Consider the following 22,564-nt stretch of genomic DNA (forward strand, 5'->3'; position numbering starts at 1 on the left):
GTCACCTACACCGCGACTGTCGGCGCGCCAGTCACTGGTTCGCCTGTAGTGGTCACCTTGGCGAACGGTCAGAACATCACCATTGCGGTCGGCCAGACCTCCGGCACCGTAACCACAGCTGCGCCAAACGATGCGTTGACCGGCCACGCGCCGATCACCAATGCAATCACCAATGTCAGCGGCGGCAACTTCGAGAACCTCGTCGCCGACAAGACCCCGGTCAGCACCACCGTGACTGACACTGTCGACACCACAAACCTGTCCTTGAGCGCCACCAATTCGGTTGCCGAGGGTGGTTCGATTGTCTACACCGCAACACTGACCAACGCCGCTGGCTCACCAGTGACCGTAACCTTGTCGAACGGTGCTGTGATCACTATCGACGCTGGTAAAACCAGCGGCACTGTGACCGTTCCTGCTCCATCCGATGACGTCTATAAGGATGCCGGCACCGTACAAGCCACCATCAGCAAAGCTACCGGCGGCAATTTCGAAAACCTGGTGACCAGCAGCGCTCCTGCCGTTACCAGCGTTACAGACACGATCGACACAACCACTGTGAAACTGACGGCGACCGGTACAGCGGCAGAGGGCGGCAACGTTGTCTACACCGCAACGGTAGGCGCCCCAGTTACCGGTTCGCCTGTGGTAGTGACCCTGGCCAACGGTCAGCAGATCACCATCGACATCGGCAAAACTACCGGAAGCGTCACCGCTGTTGCACCGAATGACGTACTGGCGGGCCACGCGCCACTGACCAATGCGATCAGCAACGTCAGCGGCGGCAATTTCGAGAACCTCGTCGCCGACAAGACCCCGGTCAGCACCACCGTGACCGACACTGTCGACACCACCAACCTGTCGCTGTCTGCGACAAACTCCGTGGCTGAAGGTGGTCAGATCACCTACACGGCGACGCTGAGCAACCCAGCCGGCACGCCTGTGACCGTGACCCTGAGCAATGGCGCGGTGATCACTATCGACGCCGGTAAAACCACCGGCACCGTGAACGTTCCAGCACCGGCCGACGACGTCTACAAGGACGCCGGCTCGGTACAGGCGACGATCACCAGCGCCACCGGTGGCAACTTCGAAAACCTCGTACCAAGCACCACGCCGGCGGTGACCAGCGTCACCGACACCGTCGACACCACCACCGTCAGCATCAGCGGCAGCAGCTCGGTGACCGAGGGCCAGACCGCCAGCTACACCGTCAGCCTGAATCATCCGGCGCAAACCGAAGTGACGCTGAAAATCGTCTACAGCGGCACCGCCGCCGACGGTTCTGACTTCACCGGCGTGTACACCGTGAAGATCCCGGCGGGCGCCAGCAGCGCGCAGTTCAACGTCGCCACCCTCGATGACAAGATCACCGAAGGCACCGAGAACTTCGTGGTCAAGATCGATTCGGCCACCGGCGGCAACTTCGAGAACCTCGCGGTCAGCAGCACCAACGGCAGCGTCAGCACCTCCATCATCGACAACGATGCGCCGCCCGTACTCGATCTGGATGGCAACAATTCCAGTGGCGCCACCGGTGCCGACTACAAGGTGACGTTCACCGAAAACACCCCGGGCGCCGGTGTGTCGATTGCCGATACCGACATCAGCATCACCGACCCGGACAGCACGATGCTGACCGGCGCCACCGTGGTGCTGACCAACCGTCAGGACGGCGATGCGCTGAATCTGGGCAACAGCGTCAACGGCATCACCATCAATGCCAACAGCACCAACGGCACGGTGACCCTGACCCTGTCGGGTAACGCGACGCTGGCCGACTACATGCAGGCCATCAAGAACATCAGTTTCACCAACGGCAGCGAAAACCCGAGCACCGTACCGCGCACCATCACCGTGACGGTGACCGATGGCGGCAACTACTCCAACACTGCGACCACCACGGTCAACGTGGTGGCGGTCAATGATGCACCGGTCGCCGCGCCGAGCAATGTCACCGGCACCGAAGACACGCCGCTGGTACTCGGCTGGTCGACCTTCGGCGTCAGCGATGTCGACAGCCCGGCGAGCAGCCTCGGCATCAAAATCACTCAACTGCCGGGTGAAGGCAAACTGCAGTATCTGGATGGCTCGACCTGGAAAGACGTCGCCAACAATCAGACCTTCAGCAAGGCCGACATTGACGCCGGCAAGCTGCGTTTCCTGCCGGACGCCAACGAGTCGGGGACCAACGGGTACGGCGGCACCGGTCTGGGCAACAATCAGGCGGATTACGCACAGATCAAGTTCCAGCCTACCGACGGCCAGGCGCTGGGCAACACCGGCACGATCAAGATCGACATCACGCCAGTGGCGGATGCGCCGACCGTGAGCGTGGCCGACAACAGCGTGAAATCCACAGGGCTGATCAAGGAAGTCTGGACTGGCCTGTCGGGCCTGGGCACCAGCGGCAATGGCGCCGATTCGACTACCTTGAAAAATGTCATCGATGCGGCCGGCAAACCGAACTCCAGCGGCAACGTCACCAACGTGCAGTCTGACGGCAGCGTCGCCGCCGGTACGGCATCGAAGACCTCTGGCCTGATCTATCTGGAAGCCGGCAAGACCTACACCTTCAGCGGCGTGGCCGATGACAGCCTGTTGATCACCATCGGCGGCAAAAACGTAGCCTCCGGCACCTGGGGCGCGGGTGGCGCGATCAACGGTTCGTTCACCCCAACGACCAGCGGCTATTACACCCTGGATATCTACCACCACAACCAGAGCGGCCCGGGTAGCTACGACGTCAATCTGTCGGTCAACGGCAGCACGCCGATCGACCTGAGCAATGCCGGCGTGCCGATCTACACCGGTGTGCAGGATCTGATCAACTCGGGCGTCACCGTGTCCGATCTGCACGGCGCTAACGGCGAAGGTTATTACGACGGCTACAAACTCAACACCGGCGCCGAAGGCACCACGGTGAAACTGTCGGCGATCAGCACCGCGCTGACCGATACCGATGGCTCGGAAACCCTGAGCGTGAAGATCAGCGGCGCCCCGGTCGGTTCGGTGCTCAGCGACGGCGCAGGCCACAGTTTCACCGTCACCGCGAGTAACGGCGAGGCCAACGTTACCGGCTGGAATCTCGGCTCCCTTACCGTGACCCCGCCTACCTACTACAACGGCCAGTTCAATCTGACCGTGACGTCGACATCCACCGAACAGGTCGGCGGCTCGGCGAGCAGCACCGCGACCATTCCGGTCACCGTGGTGCCGGCGGTGTACAACGCCGTGGTCGCGACCTCGGGTGACGACACTGTCACCGGCACCGACGGCAACGACATTGTTGTCGCTGACATCGGCGGACTGACCGTAGTGCCAGGCACCAACTACAACATCGCGTTCATGGTCGACAGCTCGGGCAGCATGAGCGCTGCATCGCTCAACGCCGCGAAAGACTCGCTGACCTCGGTGTTCAACAGCCTCAAGCAAAGCCTGGGCGGCAGCAACTCGGGCACGGTCAACATCTTCCTGGTGGACTTCGATACCCAGGTCAACAAGTCGGTGTCGGTGAACCTCAACGACCCGAAAGCGCTGGCCTTGCTCAAAGCGGTGCTGGACTCGATGGGCTCCGGCGGCGGCACCAACTACGAGGACGTGTTCAAGACCACGGCCAACTGGTTCCAGAGTGCCGACGCTGTGGCCAACACCGGGGCGAAGAACCTGACGTACTTCATCACCGACGGCCAGCCGACCTACTACCAGAGCGGCGAGCAGACCAACCCGACGCTGTACGGCAACGTGAAGCTCGACGATGTGGTGAAAACCAGCAATTACAAGCCGGGCGATACCTTCAGTACCTACATCGACAGTACCCACGCGTTGACCATCAACAGCGCCGGCACTGTAACCCTGCAGACTTACAACTCGTGGTGGGGGAGCTGGAGCAGCAGTAATCTCGGCACCATCCACGCGCAGGGTGACGGTACCTATGAACTGTCGAACCTGGCGGGTACCGGCAACAGCACCAACACGGCCACGACTAGCAACTCGAACAGCGGCTTTGCTCTGCTCAGTGGCCTGTCGAACGTCGAAGCCATCGGTCTGAACAGCGGCGTCACCCTGGACGACCTGAAACCGTACGATTCGGATAAAACGCCGCAGACCAACATTGACCCGAAAGACCTGGCGAACTCGATCATCGGCCACACTGAAGCAACGTTGCCGGGCAGCGACACGGTCAATGGCGGCGACGGCAATGACATCCTGTTCGGCGATCTGGTGAGCTTCAACGGCATTGCCGGCGAGGGTTACCAGGCGATGCAGGCCTTCGTGGCCAAGGAAACCGGGGTCGACGTCAGCAAGGTCAGCACCAGCAACGTGCACCAGTACATCACCGAGCACTATCAGGCGTTCGATGTGTCCGGTGCGCACGATGGTAACGACACGCTGCTGGGCGGCGCGGGCAATGACATCCTGTTCGGCTCGGGCGGCAACGACCTGCTCGATGGCGGCAAAGGCAATGACATCCTGCTCGGCGGCACCGGCAACGACACGCTGATTGGCGGTCAGGGCAACGACATCCTCATCGGCGGTTCCGGTGGCGACACCTTCGTCTGGAAGTCGGGCGACACCGGTAACGACGTGATCAAGGATTTCAAGGCCAGCGAAGGCGACCGCATCGACCTGCGCGACCTGTTGCAGGGCGAGACCGGCAGCACGATCGACAACTTCCTGAAAATCACCACGGTCGATGGCACGTCGTCGCTGCAAGTCAGCTCGGCAGGCAAATTCAACTCGGGCGATGCCGCTGCGGCAACGCCGGACGTGACGATCAAACTGGAAGGCAACAACTGGGCGAGCGCCAACCTGCACAATCTGATTGCCGGCAGCGACCCGACTATCAAGGTCGATCACAACAACAGCTGACGCTGAAACAAAACGGCCGCCTCTGATGGGGCGGCCGTCGCGTTGGCGGGCAATGCAGCGGTGACGATTTCATCGGCGCCCCGCATACTGGCGCGCAGTTGGCTATGCTGCTGACAGCATGATGCTGTTCATTTGTGAGGGATGCTCAATGTTTTACGTGCAACGCGATGCGCAAGGCCAGTTGATTCGCGTGGAAGCTGCGGCGTACGCCGAGGCCACGGAAACGCTGCCCGCCGACAACCATGAAATCCAGGCGTGGTACGCCAACGAAGCCGTGGAAAACAGCCTCAGACAGCTCAAGCAGAGCGACTTTGAAATGATTCGGGTGCTCGACGACCTGATTCAGGTGCTGACCCAGAAAGGCGTGATCCGCGTTACCGACCTGCCGGCCGCTGCCCAGGCCAAACTGATGGACCGTACTCAGGCGCGTGAGGCGTTGGGAGGGTTGAGCCAGTTGATCGATGAGGATGAGGGCGGGTTGATCTGATCCTGGATCTTCACCGACTGGACTGGCCCTTTCGCGAGCAGGCTCGCTCCCACATTGGAATGCATTTCAAATGTGGGAGCGAGCCTGCTCGCGAAGACGGCATCACTGAGACCACCGCTCCAGGGTTTACTTCCAGGGCTTCGGCTCACCGAGCAACTGCCCCTGCACTCCATACAAGCCCATCTCGCGAATCACCGACAATTCCCCTTCAGTCTCGACCCGCTCGGCAATCAGCGGCAGATCGATGCTGTGCGCCGCCCGCTGGATCGCCTCGATGAACAAGCGCTTGTCACTCTCCTGATCGATCGCGCGAATGTAGCTGCCATCGATCTTCAAGTACGCCAGGCCTAACCGCGCCAGGTTGCCGATCATGCTGAAGCGTCCGCCGAAGCGCTGCAGGCTCAGCGAGAAGCCCAGCTCACGCAGGCGCCGGGTCAACTGTTCGAGCACCGCTTGCTCGGGCAGTTGCTCCTCACCGATTTCCAGAGTCAAACGTGCGCCAAGGTTTGAATGCGCGCGCAGAATCTCGAAGACCCTGTTCAATGCCTGCGGATCGGCCAGCGTTGCCGAGGACAGGTTCAGCGCCAGCGAATCCTCGTGTTCCTTCATCTGTTCCAGCACACGCTCGAGCATCAGTCGATCGAGCCGCGCGGTCCAGCCGAAACGCTCCAGCCAGGGCAGGAAGCGTCCAGCGGGAATGGTCTGCCCTTGCTCGTCGAGCAAGCGTGACAGCACCTTGTAATGCAGCACCAGTTGCGTGTCCTGCGCCGCGACCACCGGCTGGAAGTACAGCTCGAAGCGCTGCTGACTCAAGGCCTGGTCGAGCAGTCGATGCCAGGCGTGATGATCGTCGCCGACGTCTGCCACCAGACTCTGATCGATGCACGCCCAGTTCTGCTCGCCTTGCCCCTCGGCCTGCGCCAACGCCTGATCGCCCAGCGTCAGCACCGCTTGCGGCGAGTCGCCATGGGCGAACGGCGCCAACCCGATCGAGGCCACCGCCGGCACATCCGTCGCGCCGGTGGCGTGCAGGCTGCTCAGGGCATTGTCGAGGTTCTGTGCCAGCTGCAACGCTTCCTCCCGTACCAGCCCCGGCGCCAGTACGGCGAACTCACCGCCGCGAATACGTGTCACCAGATCCTGGGTTTGCGGGTATCTGGCGCACTCGCGGGACAGCTGCTCACCGACCGCCTTGAGCAACTGGTCGGTACGCTGTCCGCCGAGACGCTGGTTGAGACCGGCCAGATCCTTGACCCGCAACAGCAGCAGATAACCGGAGCTGGCCTGCTCCGGGTTGCTTACGCGGTTGTTCAGTTGCATTTCGAAATAGCGGCGGTTGGCCAGGCCTGTGAGGTTGTCCTGATACGACTCGGCGCGGAGTTTTTCGCTGCGTTCGGCCTGTTCCTGGAACAGCGTCTTGAGCTTCTCGACCATCTGATTCATCGCCTGCACCACCCGGCGCAACTCAGGCGTACGGGGCAGATCCGGCAGGCTGAGGAATTCGCGGCGGGCAATGGCGTGGGACTGCTGAACCATGTAATCAAGCGGTTTCAACTGCCGACGCAGCAACAGTGCGCCGAGTACCGCGCTCAATGCCCCGCAGAGCAGCAGCCAGCCAAGGCTGCCCAATGCGCTCTGCCACAGCTTGGCCACGGCGAACATCGGATGGCTGACCACCTCAACCCGTGCCGCCTGCTCCCAGCCCCGGCTGACCAGCGCATCGCCACCGGCCGGTTCCAGGCCGATCAGTTTGACGAACCAGTCCGGCACGTTACTTACCGCTGGGATACCCGTACGCTCGACGATGGTCTGGTCGGTCTTTACATCGACCACGCGGATGCTCGCGTAATAGCCGCTGTCGAAAATCGAACTGACCAGCAACTCCACCATTGCCGGGTCGTCGATGTTCGGCGTCAGCGACAATGCCAATGCCGTCGCCGCGTCCTGCGCGTGAGAGCGCAGCTGGTTGACGTACTGGGTGCGCGAGCTTTCCAGGCTGACCATGAAGCTGCCGGTGAAGGCCACGACCAGGAACAGACAGATAGCGATCAACAGCTGTTTGAACAAAGACATCTGAGCGCGTGCTCCTAGTTAGTCGTCTCGACCGGAAAACCTTCGGCCTGCATTTTTTTCAGCACATCCTGCCAGCGCGACAGGCGTTTGGTGTCGCCGACCTTTTTATTGCCCTTGGCGCCCGGCAAATACAGGCCTTCGGCATTGAAAGAATAGACCGGCAGCAAATCGGTCCGCTGCGACGCCGGCTGGATCGGATCGATCAGGCTGTCGAGGACCAACGGCATGGCATCGGGGGTCGCATAGTACGTCAACACCATATGCGCGCGGTTCTGCCGCAGCGCCTTGACGTAGGTGATACGCAGCTTGTCACTGGAAACTCCGAGATGGCGCAGGCTGAAATACTTGGCGATGGCATAGTCCTCGCAATCGCCGGCGCCCTTCCACAGCGCTTCGATCGGAGTTTCCCAGTAATCGACCTCGCGCCATAGATCGATGTCCTCGACGTAGCGCACCTGCTTGTTGAAGAAAAGGTTCACTACCTTGAGTTTGTCCATTTCACTGGCCTGCTTCTGTGTGGCCAGCAGATTCTGCCAGGCATCGATCCGCTGCTGCCCGGCGCCCAGCGGCCCGTAGATGGCCGTGGCCTTGCGGCTGATCGCGGAAAAATCCCAATCGGCGTGCAGACCGCCCAGCATGACGCCGGCCAGCAGCAATGCGCAGCCAGGCCAGCGCAAGGTCCGAGGGATCGCGAAACGTACCGCCACAGCAGGTTTCCAGAAAGGCAGCGAGGAAGCGTTTGATGGTGAAGCTTAGCCCGCGAAAAAACAATGGCACCGTGAGATCATCCGAGCACCCGCTAGACTTGAGATTGCAGCGCGATGTTTTACAAGGTTTGACAACCTGTAGAGCAATCACTAGTGTCATTTGGATCCAAATATTGCGACCTACAGGGTGTGTTGTCGTGACTCAGAAGCCCAAACCGCTGCACAGCATTAAAGTCGAAGGACCGATCCCTGCGCATCTGGCCCGCTCCGTCATTGAAGAAACCTTGCGCTCAGCGATCCTCGATGGTCGCCTGCCGTGTGGCACCGCGCTGCGCCAGCAGGATCTGGCCGATCTGTTCGGGGTCAGTCGCATGCCGGTGCGCGAAGCCTTGCGCCAGCTCGAAGCGCAGGAACTGCTCAGCGTCACCACGCATAAAGGCGCCGAGGTAGCGCCGCTGATCCAAGGCGATGCCACCGAAACCTATGAATTGCGCATCCTGCTCGAGTCCGAAGCGTTGCGACAGTCGATCCCTCTGTTGACTGACGCCGATCACCAGCGCGCCGCCGGGTACATCGACGAACTCGAAGCCCAACACGACTACAACGAAATCGGCCGTCTCAATCGCCTGTTCCACATGACCGTGTACGGTAAGGCACCCAATCAGCGGCTGCTACGCCTGGTCGAGGACGGTCTGAATGAAGAGGAACGTTTCCTGCGTTTCAACCTGGAGGCGATGGGCCTGGGCAAGCTGTCCCAGGACGACCACCGCGCCATGCTGCAGGCCGTCATCGAACGCGATATCCCGCGTTCGCTGGAACTGCTGGAGCAGCATCTCAATCGGGGCGTCGAGGTGATTACTCAGTATCTGGCGAGCCCCGCCGCGCAAAAGCGCCAAACCTCGCAGTGAAAACCCTTCGCCGCCAAGAATAATCCACTTACAAATCTCTCCGAACGCTCTGCTGCCAGCTCTGGCGGCACTTCGGCGTGTCCGCTGCCTGCCCTCTCGGCCTCCCGACGCATTTTTGCTCCTTGCCAATGACGAATCGGTAATAGCCGTAACGGCAATTTACCCGCACTCTTCCAGCGCCAACCCTACAGAACGGGGACGCGCCGCCCTGACGGCACAGTCCCCGCAACAGGAACCTACGGAAGGAGTCTTGTCACGGGAAACAGGAAGTCATGGCGCCGGTTCCGGCCAACTTTCGCCCCTTTGAATTGAATAAATTTCCTTAGTTGAAAGTTGCTGCGAGTGAGGCATTCACTCTTGTTACCCAATTTTGGCCACTATTAGCCGAAAGGAGCAACTACGCCCAAATAAAACTTGATCCGAAAGTTTTATCGGCAACTTACATATTCGAAAAACAGCAAACTTAAAATAATTGAAAATAAACTTGTTAAATACTTTTGCCCTGTATTAGCTTTCTCTCGTCGAGTTTGAACTTCTCGTTTCAACGCGGCGTTCCGCACACATCGGATGCAGTAAGCGTGGCATCGCAACGGGCCATAAGACAAATAAGGCTCAGACCGCCACTTGATATCCAATTGGCCAGACCGCTTACAGCAACTGAAAAGAACTGTGCATTTCATATCAATGATAAAGGACATCATGATGCCCACTAAGCAGCAACTCGCCCTGAAGAAAGCCGAACTGAGTATTCACCCGATCTTTTCCGAGATTACTTCTTTATCGGTATTACGTCGTTTCATGGAAACCCATGTATTTGCCGTATGGGACTTCATGTCGCTGACCAAGCGTCTGCAACAGGAATTGACTTGCACTCGCTTGCCCTGGCTGCCGCCGCGCGATCCTCGCGCAGCGCGGTTGATCAATGAAATCGTGCTGGGCGAGGAGTCGGACGATCGCCTGGATGCCGGCCACTACAGCCACTTCGAGTTGTACCTGGATGCGATGCGCGAGATCGGCGCGAGCACCGCGGCGGTGGAGCGCTTTGTCGCGCTGCAGCAGGAGGGTGTCAGCTACGACGTGGCGCTGCAGAGTGTCGAGGTCGACCCGGCGGCGGCGCAGTTTGTACGCGACACCTTGCGCATCGCGTTGGAAGCGCCGGGGCATAGCGTCGCGGCTGCGTTCCTGCACGGTCGCGAGAGCGTCATTCCGACCATGTTTCAGCGCATTCTCGATGACTGGGGCATTGGTATCGAGCAGGCGCCGACCTTCCGTTATTACCTGCAAAGGCATATCGAAGTCGACTCCGAAGACCACGGCCCCGCCGCCGAGCAGTTGCTGGAGCGGCTGGTCGATGGCGATCCGCAGCGCGAAGCCGAGGTCTATGCCAGCGCCATCGCCGCCGTGGAAAGCCGCATTGCCTTGTGGGACGGGCTGCGCCTGAGCATGGGTGAAAAAGTTGCCGAGGTGGCCCAATGAACGCCGCCGACTATCAATCCTTCGCCGAGGCCTGGGAAAGCCGCGCCACCATCCGCACGCGTCCCCGGCGCGTGCTGGAGGACGATGCGCGCCTGATCTATCCACTGAGTCGCCAGCCACTGGTGCTCAGCGAAACCTTTCTGCGCGAATGTCCGCAGCAACGCGACTTTGCCCTCGTGCAGACGCTGTACAAATTCATCAATGACGTCGTGATTTTCGAGACCGAAATCGTCGACAAGACTGCACGCAGCATCGCCAAGAATCGTTTCGCCGTGGCGTTTCCGTTCGCCTGTCGGTACGACGCCATGACCGTGGTGGTCGACGAGGATTACCACGCGCTGGTGGCCATGGATTTCATGCAGCAAACCGTGGCGCTGACCGGTATCGAACCGATTCGGTTGCCCGATGAAATCGAACTGAGCCGGGCGATTCCCGCCGCTGTTGCGCTCGCCCCGGAGCATTTGCGCAGCGCGGTGGAATTGATCTGCGTGGCGATCGCCGAAAACACCGTGACCGGTGATGTCGCAGCATTTGCCCGTGATGATTCGGTCAAACCGTCGATCAAGGGCCTGATGGCCGATCACTTGCTCGACGAAGGCCGTCACTCGAGTTTCTGGGCGCGGATGGTGCGCATTTATTGGCACACCGCAAGCGCCGCAGATCGCGAAACCATCGCGCAGATCCTGCCGGTGTTCATCGGCCATTACCTGACCAACGACATCCAGAAAACCTTCGACCTGCGCCTGATCGAAGCGCTGCCGGTCAGCGAGTCGACGCGGCGCTCATTGCGCGAGGAAATCGCCGGGCTGGCCTTCCCGATCAACCGACACCACCCGCTGGTGGGCAACATCGTCAAGTTTTTCCACAGCAGCTCGTTGCTCGACACGCCATGCGTGCAGCACGCCCTGCGCGACTACCTGATTTGAGGAGGCCGACATGAAACGTCTCGACATTTTGCTGACCGGCGCCAGCCAGGCCATGACCGATCTGGCGCTGGAACTCGAACAACACGGTCATGCATTGACCCGTAGCGGCGCAACACAGGCAACGATGGATCTGATCATCGACGATGGCTTTATCGCTGCCGGTGACTTTTGCTCCATACCGCATCTGCACCTGCGTCTGGGTGTCGCCGCGCAACACCACGGCGGCTTGCCGACGCTCGATCTGCTGTGTTTTCTCGGTTCGTCGCTGATCAGCCGTGTACCGATCGGCGACGAGCCGTCCGGCAACGGCCAGGCCCTGCGCCAACGCGCGCTCGCCCATGTGGTGGACGAGGTGGCGTTGCTGGTGAGCCGCTTTTCCCGCGACGCCGATTATTTTCGCCATGCCGCTGCGCTGACTTCGCCGGATTTCGAGCGGCTGGAGGATCTGCTGTTTCTCGACAAGCTGGCCTATGTCCATCGGCTCAACGACACGACCAATACAGCGCTGCTGCAACAGGCGCAGGTTCCGCTGATCGAGCGCCTGCAAAGGAGTCTGATCGAGCATGCCGAACGACCTGCGCTGCACCTCGGCGGACAGTCCATCAGCTACCACCAGTTGCACGCTCATGGCCGGGCGATTCAACAGCGCCTGCTGCCATTGCTCAAGCAACATTCGCAGCCGTGGGTAGTGGGTGTCTGCCAAGGGAAAAGCCCGGCACTGTTCGCCTCGATTCTGGCGATTCTGGGCTGCGGTGCGGTGTATTTGCCGCTGGAGCCAGGCCATCCGCTGCAGCGTCAGCAATACATCGTGAAAAACGCCGGCGCGCTGCTGTTGCTCCACGATGGACAGCAGGCGCTCAGTGAGTCGATGCCGGGACTGGATGTCAGTGGCATCAATGCGATGGACGCCGATGACAGCCAAGCGCTGATGCAGCATCGCCCCGAACTCACTGCACCGTGCATGGCGCTCTACACCTCGGGCACCACCGGGCATCCGAAAGGCGTGCTGCTCAGCCAGGCCAATCTCGCCCACTTCACCGCTTGGTACGCCGACTACGTGCAACTGCGCGCCGAGAGCCGGGTCTTGCAGTTCTCGTCGCTGAGCTTCGATTCATCGCTGATCGACATCTTCCCCAGCCTGCTGGTCGGTGCCGAACTGGTGGTGCCCGACGACACCCAACGCCGTGACCCGCTGCAACTGGTCGCGCTGATTCGGCGTCGGCAACTGACTCATGGGTTTCTGCCACCGGCACTGTTAAGCATCCTGCCGCTGGAACCACTGGAAGGTGTGCAAGTAATGACCGGCGGCGACGTCTGCGAGCCTTTCGTCATCGAGCAATTGACCCGGCAAGGCACCCTGCACAACCTCTACGGGCCGACCGAAGCCACCGTGCTGATCACCGCCCGCCAGCTCAAGCCGGGCGACAGCAACCGCACGCTGGGTACACCAATCGCCAACAGTCGAGTGCTGATTCTCGACGACGATCTGCAACCGGTGCCCGAGCACACCGTCGGCGAATTGTTCATAGTCGGCCCCGGCGTCTGCCTCGGTTATCTGAACAACCCGCAGCAGACCGCCGAGCGCTATCTGACCTTGTCATTGCCCGGCGGCGAGTCCCTGCGCGCCTATCGCAGCGGTGACATGGCCAAGTGGGGCGAGCACGGCATCGAGCTGTGCGGGCGACGCGACAACCAGGTGAAAATCCGCGGCTTTCGGGTCGAACCGGAGGAGATCGAGCGTTGCCTGCGCGAAAGTCGCATGTACCGGCAGATCGCCGTGGTCATCGACAGTCAGCGGCGGATTCTGGCGTTTCTGGCCCAGCCACAGACAGCAAGTGCCCGGGACGAGCTGAAGGTCCACGCCCGGCAGTTTCTGCCCGACTACATGCAACCCGTGGCATGGACGGAACTGCCGCACATGCCGTCCGCCAGCAACGGCAAAGTCGATCGTAACGCGCTGTTGGCGTTGCCAGTGACGGTGCAGGACGGCGCGGCGAAATGCCTGCCGGCGAATGCCGACGAAGCGCTGCTGCTGGAGATCTGGGCCGAGTTGCTGGAACTGCCGACCAGCGACATTTCCACCGACGAAAGCTTCTTCAATCTCGGCGGCCATTCGATCCTGCTGTCGCGGATGCTGCTGCGCCTGCGTGAGGAATTTGGTCGGAGCATATCGATCAATCGCTTCATCGAACTGCCGACGATCAGCAAACTGGCGACGCTGGTGCGCGGTACCGATGACAGTGCCGTACTCAGCGCTCAAGCCATGGCCGACGCCGAACGCGCGCTGGACATCGAACCGTTGCCGATCAGCCGCATGGGCGATGTGCACAAGGTCATCGTCACCGGTGCCAACAGTTTCGTCGGCGTGCACATCGTCGAGGCGCTGCTCGGATGGGGCGCCAGCGAGGTGGCCTGCCTGGTACGCGACAGCGCCGACACAACGGCGGCGCAACGCTTCACCCAGGCACTGCGGGAAAACCGTCTGGAACATCTGGATCTCAGCCGTGTGCGGGTTTACGCAGCCGATATCAGTCGCCCGCAATTGGGCCTGGGCGATGAAGATTATCAGCGTCTGGATCGCGAATTCGGCGCGCTGGTGCACAACGCCGCCAACGTCAACCATGTGCTCGATTACGAGTCACTGGCAGCGGACAACGTCGAGCCGGTTTTCGCCCTGCTCAAGCTCTGCGAAGGGCAGAGCAAAAAGGTCTTCAATTTTGTCTCGACGCTGTCCGCCTCCAGCACTGTGGACGATGCCGGTCGGGTGCTTGAGCTGCCCGCCGCAGCGACGCCGCCGATCTACATTCGCAACGGCTACAACCTGTCGAAGTGGGTCGGCGAACGCATCCTCGAACGGGCGCGCGAACGTGGCGTGCGGGTCAATCTGTATCGCCCCGGCAATATCAGTTTCAACAGTCTGAGCGGCGTCTGCCAGCCACATAAAAACCGTTTGATGCTGATGCTCAAAGGCTCGATCCAGCTCGGCCAAGTGCCCGCCTTCGCGCTGAATTTCGACCTGATGCCAGTGGACTTTCTTGCCCGCTTCATCGCCTTTCATGCCAGCCGTTATTCCCCGGAACGCGCGGTGTTCAACCTGCACAACCCCGAGCCGCTGAGCTGGGATGCCTACGTCGCATCCTTTCGCGAAAGCGGCAGCGAGTTCTCGCTGGTCAGCGTCGCCGACTGGCAGCAGCAACTGAACCGGGTCGACGCCGACAACGCGCTGTTCGGCGTGCTCGGCTTCTACCTCAACGGCTTCGAGGAAGACATCGGCGACATATCCCTGATCGGCCACGCCAACGCCGAGGCCGGCGTGCAGCAGATGGGCGCGCACTACCCGCAAAAATCTCCTGCGCTGCTGCGCCGTGGCTGCGACTACCTGAAAGAAATCAACTTCATCTGACTCATCAACAAGGAGCAACACCATGAGCAATCTGCAACCCGACACCCTGATCAAAAATCCGCAAGGCTGCCACGTTGTGTCGTCGGTGGAAGTGCCGGCAGACGCGGCACAAGTCTGGGCGGTGGTCGGCAACTTCGGCGGTTTCGACCGCTTCATTCCGGCGCTGTCGCACATCGAAACAATCGGCGAGGGCGTGTCGTCACTTCGCAAGAAATGCTTCAAGGATGGCAACCTGGTGGTCGAGCAACTCAACGCTCGCGACGAGCTCGCGCGGAGCATGACCTGGACGACGATCTACAACACGCTGGGGGTGGCGAATCTGTGGGCGGCGATGAATGTGGACTCCCTGGGCGAAGGCAAATCCCGGGCGACTTGGACGATCATTGCCGAGCCGGCCTCGGGAGGAGAGGAAGCGCTGCCGGGGTTCAAGGATTTTGTGCAAGGGTTTGCCGATGATGCGATGGGCAATGTCTTGAAGCTGTTTGTTTAGGGCTTCGGTTTGGCGGTGACGTACCGCCGCTTTCGCGAGCAGGCTCGCTCCCACATCTGGAATGCATTTCCCTGTGGGAGCGAGCCTGCTCGCGAAGAACGATAACGCGATCTTCAATGTGAAAAATCAGATCTTGAAACTGTCGACCAACTGCTTCAAGCGATTGGCCTGCTGCGCCAACGCATCACAATCCTTCAACGTTTCATTGAGGTTGGCCACGCTCTGCTGGTTCAACAGGTTGATCTGGTTGACGTCGACGTTGAGGGTTTCCACCACGGCAGTCTGCTCTTCGGTTGCGGCTGCAACCGACTGGTTCATGCCATCGATTTCGCCGATGCGCCGGGTCACGCTGACCAGACGCAAACCGGCCTGATTCGCCACTTCCACGCTCTGCTCGCTGGACGCCTGGCTGGCGTTCATCGTGCTCACCGCTTCACGCGAACCGACTTGCAGCGAGGTGATCATCTTGTGGATCTCTTCCGCCGACTCCTGGGTGCGATGGGCGAGGTTGCGCACCTCGTCTGCGACCACGGCAAAACCGCGTCCGGCTTCACCGGCGCGCGCTGCTTCGATAGCGGCGTTCAGCGCCAGCAGGTTGGTCTGCTGGGAGATGCCTTTGATCACATCCAGAATATGGCCGATGTTGTCGGTGCTGGCGTTCAGGGTTTCGATCTGCGTGCACGACAGGCTGATCTTCTGCGACAACTCGTTCATCGCCTGAATGGTTTGCTCGACTACCTGACGACCGTCATCGGCCTGTTCGCTGGCACCGCTGGCATGCTGCGACGCATCTGCCGCGTTGCGGGCGATTTCCTGGGTGGCGGCGCCCAGCTGATTGATGGCCGCCGCGACACTGTTGGTGCGCGCGCTCTGTTCATCGGAGCCGACGATTGAAGCATTGGACGAAGCCATCACTCGCTGCGACAGATCGTGAACATGACGGGTCGCCGACGACACTTCGGAAATCGAAGCGTGAATCCTTTCAACGAACTGGTTGAACGCGCTGCCCAGTTCACCGAATTCGTCTTTGCTCTCGACCACCAGACGCCGGGTCAGATCGCCCTCGCCCTGAGCGATGTCCTGCATCGCACGGCCCATGGTAGTCAACGGACGCATCAACACGTTGATCAACAGGCTCAGCAGCAACGCAATCGCCGCTACCGCGACGAACATGGCGATCAACGCCGAGGTGCGGAACTGGCTGAGTGCGGCGTAAGCCTTGTCGCGATCGATCGACAGACCGATGTACCACTGCGCGTTCGGCAGATCGCTGACCGGAGTGAACGAGAGAATGCGCTCCTGGCCATTGAGCACCACGTTCTGGTTGCCTTTTTCGATGCGTACGTTGGTGTTCGGGTAGATGTCCTTGAGGTTCTTCATCACCTGGTCTTTGTCCGGGCTGACAATCACCTGACCGTCGGCACTGACCAGAAATGCATGGCCGAGGCCACCGAAGTCCACCGAATTGATGATCTTCACCAGGGTTTCCAGGCTCAGGTCTCCGCCGACCACACCAATCAGCTCACCGTCCTTTTTTACCGGCATGGCGATGGTCACTACCAGGCCGCCAACGGCCGCCATGTACGGCGGCGTGAGCATGGTTTTATCGGCCGCAACAGCCTGCTTGTACCAGGGGCGCTGACGCGGATCGTAACCGTCCGGCATCTTCGCGTCGGGGCGTTGGGTGAAGACACCGTTGGCCTGCCCGACATAAGTGAACTGGAAATTCGAGGTAAAGGCTGGCTGATCGACCAGGCCCGGGAAATCAGCGCTCTTGCCTTGATGGGCAACGTTCTGTGCGAGGTTCTCCAGCACCAGAATCCGCCCGCTCATCCAGTTCTGCACGCTGCTGGCGGTCAGATCACCGGCCTGCTGCACAGAGGACTGAAGGTTCTGGCGAATGGTGTTTCGCTGCAGATAATCGTTGTAAAGCGTGAACAAGGCGAACGCCAGGACCACGACGCCCGAAGCGGCCAGCAGGATTTTATGGCTGAACTTGAGATTCATTTCATGGGACTTCTTATGCCAAAAGGGGGGATGCGTTCCGGATGCAACATTCCATGTACAGCGCAGGCAGCGTTCTTCTGGCCGCTCTACTTTGGTGCACGCATGTCTCACCAGTCTGTCGGCCAGCGACAGAGAAATCTTAGGGCTGAGCAGGAATTGGATGAGATTTGCGCTGGATTCCCGCCGGACGGCGTGCCAGAGCGGCCGAAGGGACGTTTTTATGAACGGCATGGGAGCGGCAGTTGCAAATTCTGTAACCCTTGATGACAATGCGAGTAATTATCATTTGTAGCGTTCGGGCTGGCGTAGTCATGTCTTCACCTGAGTTGGTCGTACAGGCGCTTTACGGTAGTCATCATGGCTGGCTCAACGCTTGGCTGCGCGCGCGATTGGGCAACGCGGCGGACGCTGCCGATCTGGCTCAGGACACTTTTCTGCGCCTGCTGCAGCGCACCGAACGCCTTGAACTGAAAGCGCCCCGAGCCTTCCTGCGGACCATCGCCCGCGGCCTGGTGATCGATCACTGGCGTCGCGAAGAAATCGAGCGCGCTTATCTGGAAACCATCGCTCATTTGCCTGAAAGCGAAGCGCCCAATGCCGAATCCCGAGCGTTGGTGCTTGAGCTACTGGAGAGCATTGCGCGCCTGCTTGAAGGACTGAAGCCGAAAGTACGTCAGGCGTTTCTCCTGGCGCAGTGCGAAGGTTTGACCTACAAACAGATCGCTGAACAATTGGGCGTGTCGGTGCGTTCAGTGGAACGTTACGTCGCCGACGCGCTGTATCACTGTTATGTATTGCGGTACGAGCGCTGATGCCTGTGGATAACGCCTCACTCGGTCGTCACGCCGAGCCGTGCCAACAGGTGGTTAAACAAGCCATTCATTGGCTGCTGCGGCTACGCAACAATCACGGCAATTTGCGTCTGAATCGCCAATGCGAACAATGGTGTGCCGAGCACTACGAGCATGAACTGGCCTGGCAGCGGGTGCAGTCGCTGCAAGCCGAATTGAGCCACAATCTGTGCGCTGTTCCCGGAGCGCAAGTTGCGTTCCATACCCTGGAAAACAGCGCGCAGGGTCTGGGCCGACGCCAGGCTTTGAAACTGCTGTCCGGTGCGCTGCTGATCGGCTCCGCCGCGTGGCTGGTCAAGGACACCGCCGCGTGGCAGCAGTGGCGCGCCGACTACGCGACGGCGACCGGTGAGCGGCGCGGTTTCCAGTTGCCGGACGGCACGCGGATCGAGCTCAACACCGCCAGCGCCGTGGATCTGCATTACACCGCGCAACAGCGCCTGATCACACTGGGCCGCGGCGAGATCATCGTTACCTGCGCTGGCTCCGATGAGGGCGCGCCGTCCGTTCGACCGCTGCGGGTACAGAACCGCGACGGGATTTATGAGCCGTTTGATGCGCGCTTCATTTTGCGTCAGGAAGACCGATGCACGCGGCTCAGCGTTACCCGCGGCCGGGTCGTCGTTCACGCTGGTGGCCATTCGTTCGATGCGCTGGCCGGGCAGAGCTTTCTGGTCGATCAAAGCGGTCTGCGCGCAGCGCCGACGCTGGATATGGACGCGGGCGCCTGGCTCGATGGTTTGATTGTCACGCGCAATATGCGGCTGGGTGACTTCCTCGCCGAGGTCGCGCGTTATCGACCGGGTTTTCTCAATTGCGCGACGGATATCGCAGACTTGCGCCTTTCAGGAGTGTTCCGTCTGGAAGACACCGACAGACTGCTGGCGATTCTGCCGCAGACGCTGCCGGTGCAACTGCGCTACCGCACCCGCTGGTGGGTAACGCTTGAGCGCGCGGTTTGAAATTTTTTGGCGGGTTTTCCCGGCCAGTCCGGCTTAGTCAGTAAGCACTTCAACTCAGCCTTCGCGACTGCTTACGGAAACCTACAATGACTGTCCGCGCCACCTGTAAGAACTCTCCGAATCTCAATATTGAAACGGGCCTGCTGCGCCATTCGGTTCGGGCAGCGCTGCTGTCCACCGCGTTGGGCGTCAGCGTATTACCGAGCCTGAGTCTGGCCGCCAACACTGCCGGTGCTGAGGTCAGCCATCGCTACAACATCGCTGCCGGGCCATTGGGCGAGGCATTGAACCAGTTTGCCCGGCAGGCTGGCATCACCCTGGCGATGACACCGCAGCAAACCCAGGGTCGACAATCCCCGGGCGTACAGGGTGAATATTCGACGGGTCAGGCGTTGAGCCAGTTGCTTGGCGGTTCCGGACTCGAAGCCGTCAGCGGGGACGGCAGCAGTTACATCTTGCGCCCGCTCGCTGAAACCGATGCATTGGCGTTGCCGACCACCGACATCAAAGGTTTCGCCCTCGGCAACGCACTGGGCAGCATGGCGGGTTACAACGCCACACACAGCCAGATCGCCACCAAAACCAGCACCGCATTGCTGGAAACCTCGCAAAGCGTGTCTGTGGTGACTCGCGAGCAAATGGATGACCAGGGCTCGCAAACCGTCTCACAAGCGATGCGCTACACCCCGGGCGTGCTGACCAACCCGTACGGCGCCACGCACCGTTACGACTATGTGGCGATGCGCGGTTTCAACGACGGCTCGGTGGACAACATCTACCTCGATGGCCTGAAGTCGATGGGCGATAGCGGCACTTACAGCACCATGCAGGTTGACCCGTATTTCCTCGAGCGCGTGGATATCCTCAAAGGCCCGTCGTCCGTGCTGTACGGCCGCAGCTCGCCCGGTGGTCTGGTCGCCCTGACGAGCAAAAAGCCGCTGTACGAGGCTTACCATCAGGTGCAAGCCACCGTAGGTACACAGGGACAACGCGGTGTCGGTTTTGATTTCAGCGGCCCGGTTGATGACGACAAACGCATTGCTTATCGTCTGACCGGACTAAGCGATCAGTCCGACACGCAATTTGATCACAACAAGGAAAAACGCTTCGCCCTCGCGCCGACGATGAGCATCGAATTCAGTGAAGACACTTCGCTGACCCTGCAGGCCTATCTGCAGCACGATCCCGATGGCGGTTACCACGGCGGTGTTCCGGCGAACGGCACGATCCACCAGCGCAATGGTAATCGCATCTCGCCGCGCTTTTTCGAGGGCGAGCCGGGGATCGATGGCTATTCGCGTGACCAGCAATCGATCGGTTACCAGTTCGAACATCGTTTCAACGACGTCTTCACAGCGCGCCAGAATTTCCGTTATCTCGATTCCAAAGTGAACATGGATCAGGTCTACGCCTATGGCTGGACCACACCGACCAGCAATGAATTGAATCGCTACTACACCGGTGGTGACGAGCGGCTGCATGCGTTTATCGTCGATAACATGCTGCAGGCCGAATTCTTTACTGGCGCGACCAAGCACACGGTGCTGCTGGGCGCGGATTATCAGCGGCGCAAGACCGCAGTCGACTGGACCAGCGGTGGATTGGCTCCGATCAATGCGTTCAATCCGGTGTACGGCGACTCGGCGATCGAGATGTACGGCAAGACCAGTTATTTGCGTCGCCTCGAACAGACTGGCGTATATCTGCAAGACCTGATCGAGATGGACAAGTGGCGCTTCTCGCTGGGCCTGCGTCAGGACTGGGTAGAAACATCCGATGAAAACCGCATTGCTGAAGCGGGGCGTCCTGTTGGTACGCAGATCAATGATCGACGCACGAAACTCACTGGGCGCGCCGGCGCGTTATACCTGTTCGATAACGGTGTGGCGCCTTACATCAGCTACTCCGAGTCATTCAACCCGAACTCCTATGCCGACAGCGCCGGCAATCCCCTGGCCCCCACCGATGGCACGCAGTGGGAAGTCGGTTTGAAGTACCAGCCACCGGGCACCGACAACCTGTTCACCGCTTCGCTGTTCCGCATTGATCAGGAAAATCTGGCGACCAAGCTGCCACAGGAAAATTTCTATCGGGCGGTCGGCGCAGTGCGTTCGCGAGGTCTGGAGCTGGAAGCGCACATGCAACTTACCGACAATCTGAAAGTGCTCGGCAGCTACACCTTCACTGACATCGAGTATTCCAAATCGATGATCAGCACCTTCAGCACACCGACCGAGGTGATCGAGAACAAGGGCAACGCACCGACTCAGGCGCCGCGACACATGGCGTCGGTCTGGGCTGACTACGAATTCGACAATGCCGCACTTGATGGTCTGCGCTTGGGCGGCGGTGTGCGCTATGTCGGGTACAGCCGGGCCGATGCCGAGAACACGATGAAAGTGCCCTCTTATACGTTGTTCGACGCGTCGATTGGATATGACCTGGGCAAGGTCGGCTTGAAAGGTGTGGATATACGCTTCAACGCGAACAACCTGACTAACGAATCCTACGTTGCTTCCTGCGCCAGTCTGAATTTCTGCTACATGGGCGAAGAGCGCAACGTAGCGGCGACCATCAGCTATCAGTTCTAAAGCATTGTCCTGTGCATAAAAAAGCCAGCCCTTGTGTCAGGGGCTGGCTTTGTCGTTTCTTCGGGGTGTTTAACATGCGTGCGCTTCTGGTTTTGTAGCATCGTTACATTGGTTTGGTTACTGCGGTGTTTTTGCTGTTGGCCGGGCTGACAAGCAGTGTAATGGCGTTCAACCACCATCGCCTGGGTGATCGACTGTTTGGTCGCGTTATGGCTGACGTTGCGGAAATCGCTGGGCAGGGCACGCTGGATGAGCAGTTCTATCGGCTGCAATTGCCAATAATGTCGGGCGGATGATCGGGTGACGGGACAGGTAATGATTGCGGTATTGGGTGTATTGATTGCGGGGCTGGCCGGGACTGGCATTTACATCTGGTGACGCAAATGGCGGGCAAGACGAAGCAGCAAAGCATCGCGAGCAGCTGGACGTGGTTATGTACAGGCTGAAATGACAAAACCCCTGTCTGCGTTAGCAGACAGGGGTTTCGGAATTCAATCTTGACGATGACCTACTCTCACATGGGGAAACCCCACACTACCATCGGCGATACATCGTTTCACTGCTGAGTTCGGGATGGGATCAGGTGGTTCCAATGTTCTATGGTCGTCAAGAAATTCTTTATCTGGCCCGTCAACACGGTAACAAGCCAGCAAAAACAGGAACTTCTACTAAAACAAAACCCCAACTGCTTTCGCAATTGGGGTTTCGGAATTTAATCTTGACGATGACCTACTCTCACATGGGGAAACCCCACACTACCATCGGCGATGCATCGTTTCACTGCTGAGTTCGGGATGGGATCAGGTGGTTC

The 22,564-nt window shown here is 59.9% G+C and carries 12 protein-coding genes, 2 rRNA genes and 3 pseudogenes; 11 read left to right on the forward strand and 6 right to left on the reverse strand.

Annotation, left to right across the window (positions count from 1 at the left end; translation table 11 throughout):
* Both VNV36_RS05650 and VNV36_RS05655 read left to right on the forward strand, forming a co-directional pair.
* Positions 1–4,872, forward strand: a pseudogene (locus tag VNV36_RS05650) (LapA family giant adhesin); the annotation flags it as partial.
* 148 nt (positions 4,873–5,020) lie between these two features.
* Entirely contained in the window at positions 5,021–5,359 is a 339-nt protein-coding gene (locus VNV36_RS05655) for a hypothetical protein (RefSeq protein WP_042610141.1), read from the forward strand.
* A 126-nt stretch (positions 5,360–5,485) separates the two neighbouring features.
* On the opposite strand, the gene lapD is transcribed toward VNV36_RS05655, so the two are convergent.
* A complete protein-coding gene (gene lapD / locus VNV36_RS05660; RefSeq protein ID WP_325716902.1) occupies positions 5,486–7,432 on the reverse strand; it encodes a cyclic di-GMP receptor LapD in 1,947 nt (648 codons plus the stop codon).
* Between the two features lie 14 nt (positions 7,433–7,446).
* Complete coding sequence (lapG, locus tag VNV36_RS05665) at positions 7,447–8,139, reverse strand: cysteine protease LapG (protein ID WP_325716903.1); 693 nt, start codon at positions 8,137–8,139, stop codon at positions 7,447–7,449.
* A gap of 197 nt (positions 8,140–8,336) precedes the next feature.
* Here lapG and VNV36_RS05670 point away from each other — a divergent pair, with 197 nt between their 5' ends.
* The 5 genes from VNV36_RS05670 (at position 8,337) to VNV36_RS05690 (ending at position 15,342) form a co-directional block, all read left to right on the forward strand.
* Positions 8,337–9,047, forward strand: a complete 711-nt coding sequence (locus tag VNV36_RS05670; RefSeq protein WP_325716904.1) for a GntR family transcriptional regulator — start codon at positions 8,337–8,339, stop codon at positions 9,045–9,047.
* A 699-nt stretch (positions 9,048–9,746) separates the two neighbouring features.
* Positions 9,747–10,523: a DUF3050 domain-containing protein gene (locus VNV36_RS05675; protein ID WP_325716905.1), complete on the forward strand. Its 777-nt coding sequence runs from the start codon at positions 9,747–9,749 to the stop codon at positions 10,521–10,523.
* Positions 10,520–11,449, forward strand: coding sequence for a diiron oxygenase (locus VNV36_RS05680; RefSeq protein ID WP_325716906.1), 930 nt, complete (start codon positions 10,520–10,522; stop codon positions 11,447–11,449). The genes VNV36_RS05675 and VNV36_RS05680 overlap by 4 nt, the downstream gene beginning before the upstream one ends.
* 10 nt (positions 11,450–11,459) lie before the next feature.
* Entirely contained in the window at positions 11,460–14,852 is a 3,393-nt protein-coding gene (locus VNV36_RS05685; RefSeq protein WP_325716907.1) for a thioester reductase domain-containing protein, read from the forward strand.
* Positions 14,853–14,874: 22 nt separating this feature from the next.
* The gene (locus VNV36_RS05690; RefSeq protein WP_325716908.1) at positions 14,875–15,342 is read left to right on the forward strand and encodes an SRPBCC family protein; all 468 of its coding nucleotides are present in this window, start codon (positions 14,875–14,877) and stop codon (positions 15,340–15,342) included.
* A 126-nt stretch (positions 15,343–15,468) separates the two neighbouring features.
* On the opposite strand, the gene VNV36_RS25720 is transcribed toward VNV36_RS05690, so the two are convergent.
* Both VNV36_RS25720 and VNV36_RS25725 read right to left on the reverse strand, forming a co-directional pair.
* On the reverse strand, positions 15,469–16,254 hold the full coding sequence (locus VNV36_RS25720; RefSeq protein WP_414705497.1) for a methyl-accepting chemotaxis protein: 786 nt from the start codon (positions 16,252–16,254) through the stop codon (positions 15,469–15,471).
* A gap of 69 nt (positions 16,255–16,323) precedes the next feature.
* Positions 16,324–17,580, reverse strand: a pseudogene (locus VNV36_RS25725) (HAMP domain-containing protein); the annotation flags it as partial.
* Between the two features lie 80 nt (positions 17,581–17,660).
* On the opposite strand from VNV36_RS25725, the gene VNV36_RS05700 reads away from it, so the two are divergent.
* From VNV36_RS05700 to VNV36_RS05715, 4 genes and pseudogenes are all read left to right on the forward strand, one after another.
* Positions 17,661–18,161, forward strand: a complete 501-nt coding sequence (locus tag VNV36_RS05700; RefSeq protein ID WP_325716910.1) for a sigma-70 family RNA polymerase sigma factor — start codon at positions 17,661–17,663, stop codon at positions 18,159–18,161.
* A complete protein-coding gene (locus VNV36_RS05705; protein ID WP_325716911.1) occupies positions 18,161–19,162 on the forward strand; it encodes a FecR domain-containing protein in 1,002 nt (333 codons plus the stop codon). Before VNV36_RS05700 ends, VNV36_RS05705 begins: the two co-directional genes overlap by 1 nt.
* A gap of 86 nt (positions 19,163–19,248) precedes the next feature.
* A complete protein-coding gene (locus tag VNV36_RS05710) occupies positions 19,249–21,753 on the forward strand; it encodes a TonB-dependent siderophore receptor (protein ID WP_325716912.1) in 2,505 nt (834 codons plus the stop codon).
* Between the two features lie 224 nt (positions 21,754–21,977).
* Positions 21,978–22,131 (forward strand): annotated as a pseudogene (locus VNV36_RS05715) (PepSY-associated TM helix domain-containing protein); the annotation flags it as partial.
* Between the two features lie 117 nt (positions 22,132–22,248).
* Here the strand turns inward: VNV36_RS05715 and rrf (VNV36_RS05720) are convergent.
* Positions 22,249–22,364, reverse strand: a 5S ribosomal RNA gene (rrf, locus tag VNV36_RS05720).
* Positions 22,365–22,469: 105 nt separating this feature from the next.
* Positions 22,470–22,564 (reverse strand): 5S ribosomal RNA (rrf, locus tag VNV36_RS05725); the annotation flags it as partial.

The sequence above is a fragment of the Pseudomonas sp. genome, from assembly GCF_035554175.1.
Taxonomy (GTDB): domain Bacteria; phylum Pseudomonadota; class Gammaproteobacteria; order Pseudomonadales; family Pseudomonadaceae; genus Aquipseudomonas.

Coding starts and splice junctions, on each gene's coding strand:
- VNV36_RS05655 (WP_042610141.1), top strand. CDS start 5,021: ATGTTTTACGTGCAACGCGATGCGCAAGGCCAGTTGATTCGCGTGGAA.
- lapD (WP_325716902.1), bottom strand. CDS start 7,432: ATGTCTTTGTTCAAACAGCTGTTGATCGCTATCTGTCTGTTCCTGGTC.
- VNV36_RS05675 (WP_325716905.1), top strand. CDS start 9,747: ATGATGCCCACTAAGCAGCAACTCGCCCTGAAGAAAGCCGAACTGAGT.
- VNV36_RS05680 (WP_325716906.1), top strand. CDS start 10,520: ATGAACGCCGCCGACTATCAATCCTTCGCCGAGGCCTGGGAAAGCCGC.
- VNV36_RS05685 (WP_325716907.1), top strand. CDS start 11,460: ATGAAACGTCTCGACATTTTGCTGACCGGCGCCAGCCAGGCCATGACC.
- VNV36_RS05690 (WP_325716908.1), top strand. CDS start 14,875: ATGAGCAATCTGCAACCCGACACCCTGATCAAAAATCCGCAAGGCTGC.
- VNV36_RS25720 (WP_414705497.1), bottom strand. CDS start 16,254: ATGGCTTCGTCCAATGCTTCAATCGTCGGCTCCGATGAACAGAGCGCG.
- VNV36_RS05700 (WP_325716910.1), top strand. CDS start 17,661: ATGTCTTCACCTGAGTTGGTCGTACAGGCGCTTTACGGTAGTCATCAT.
- VNV36_RS05705 (WP_325716911.1), top strand. CDS start 18,161: ATGCCTGTGGATAACGCCTCACTCGGTCGTCACGCCGAGCCGTGCCAA.
- VNV36_RS05710 (WP_325716912.1), top strand. CDS start 19,249: ATGACTGTCCGCGCCACCTGTAAGAACTCTCCGAATCTCAATATTGAA.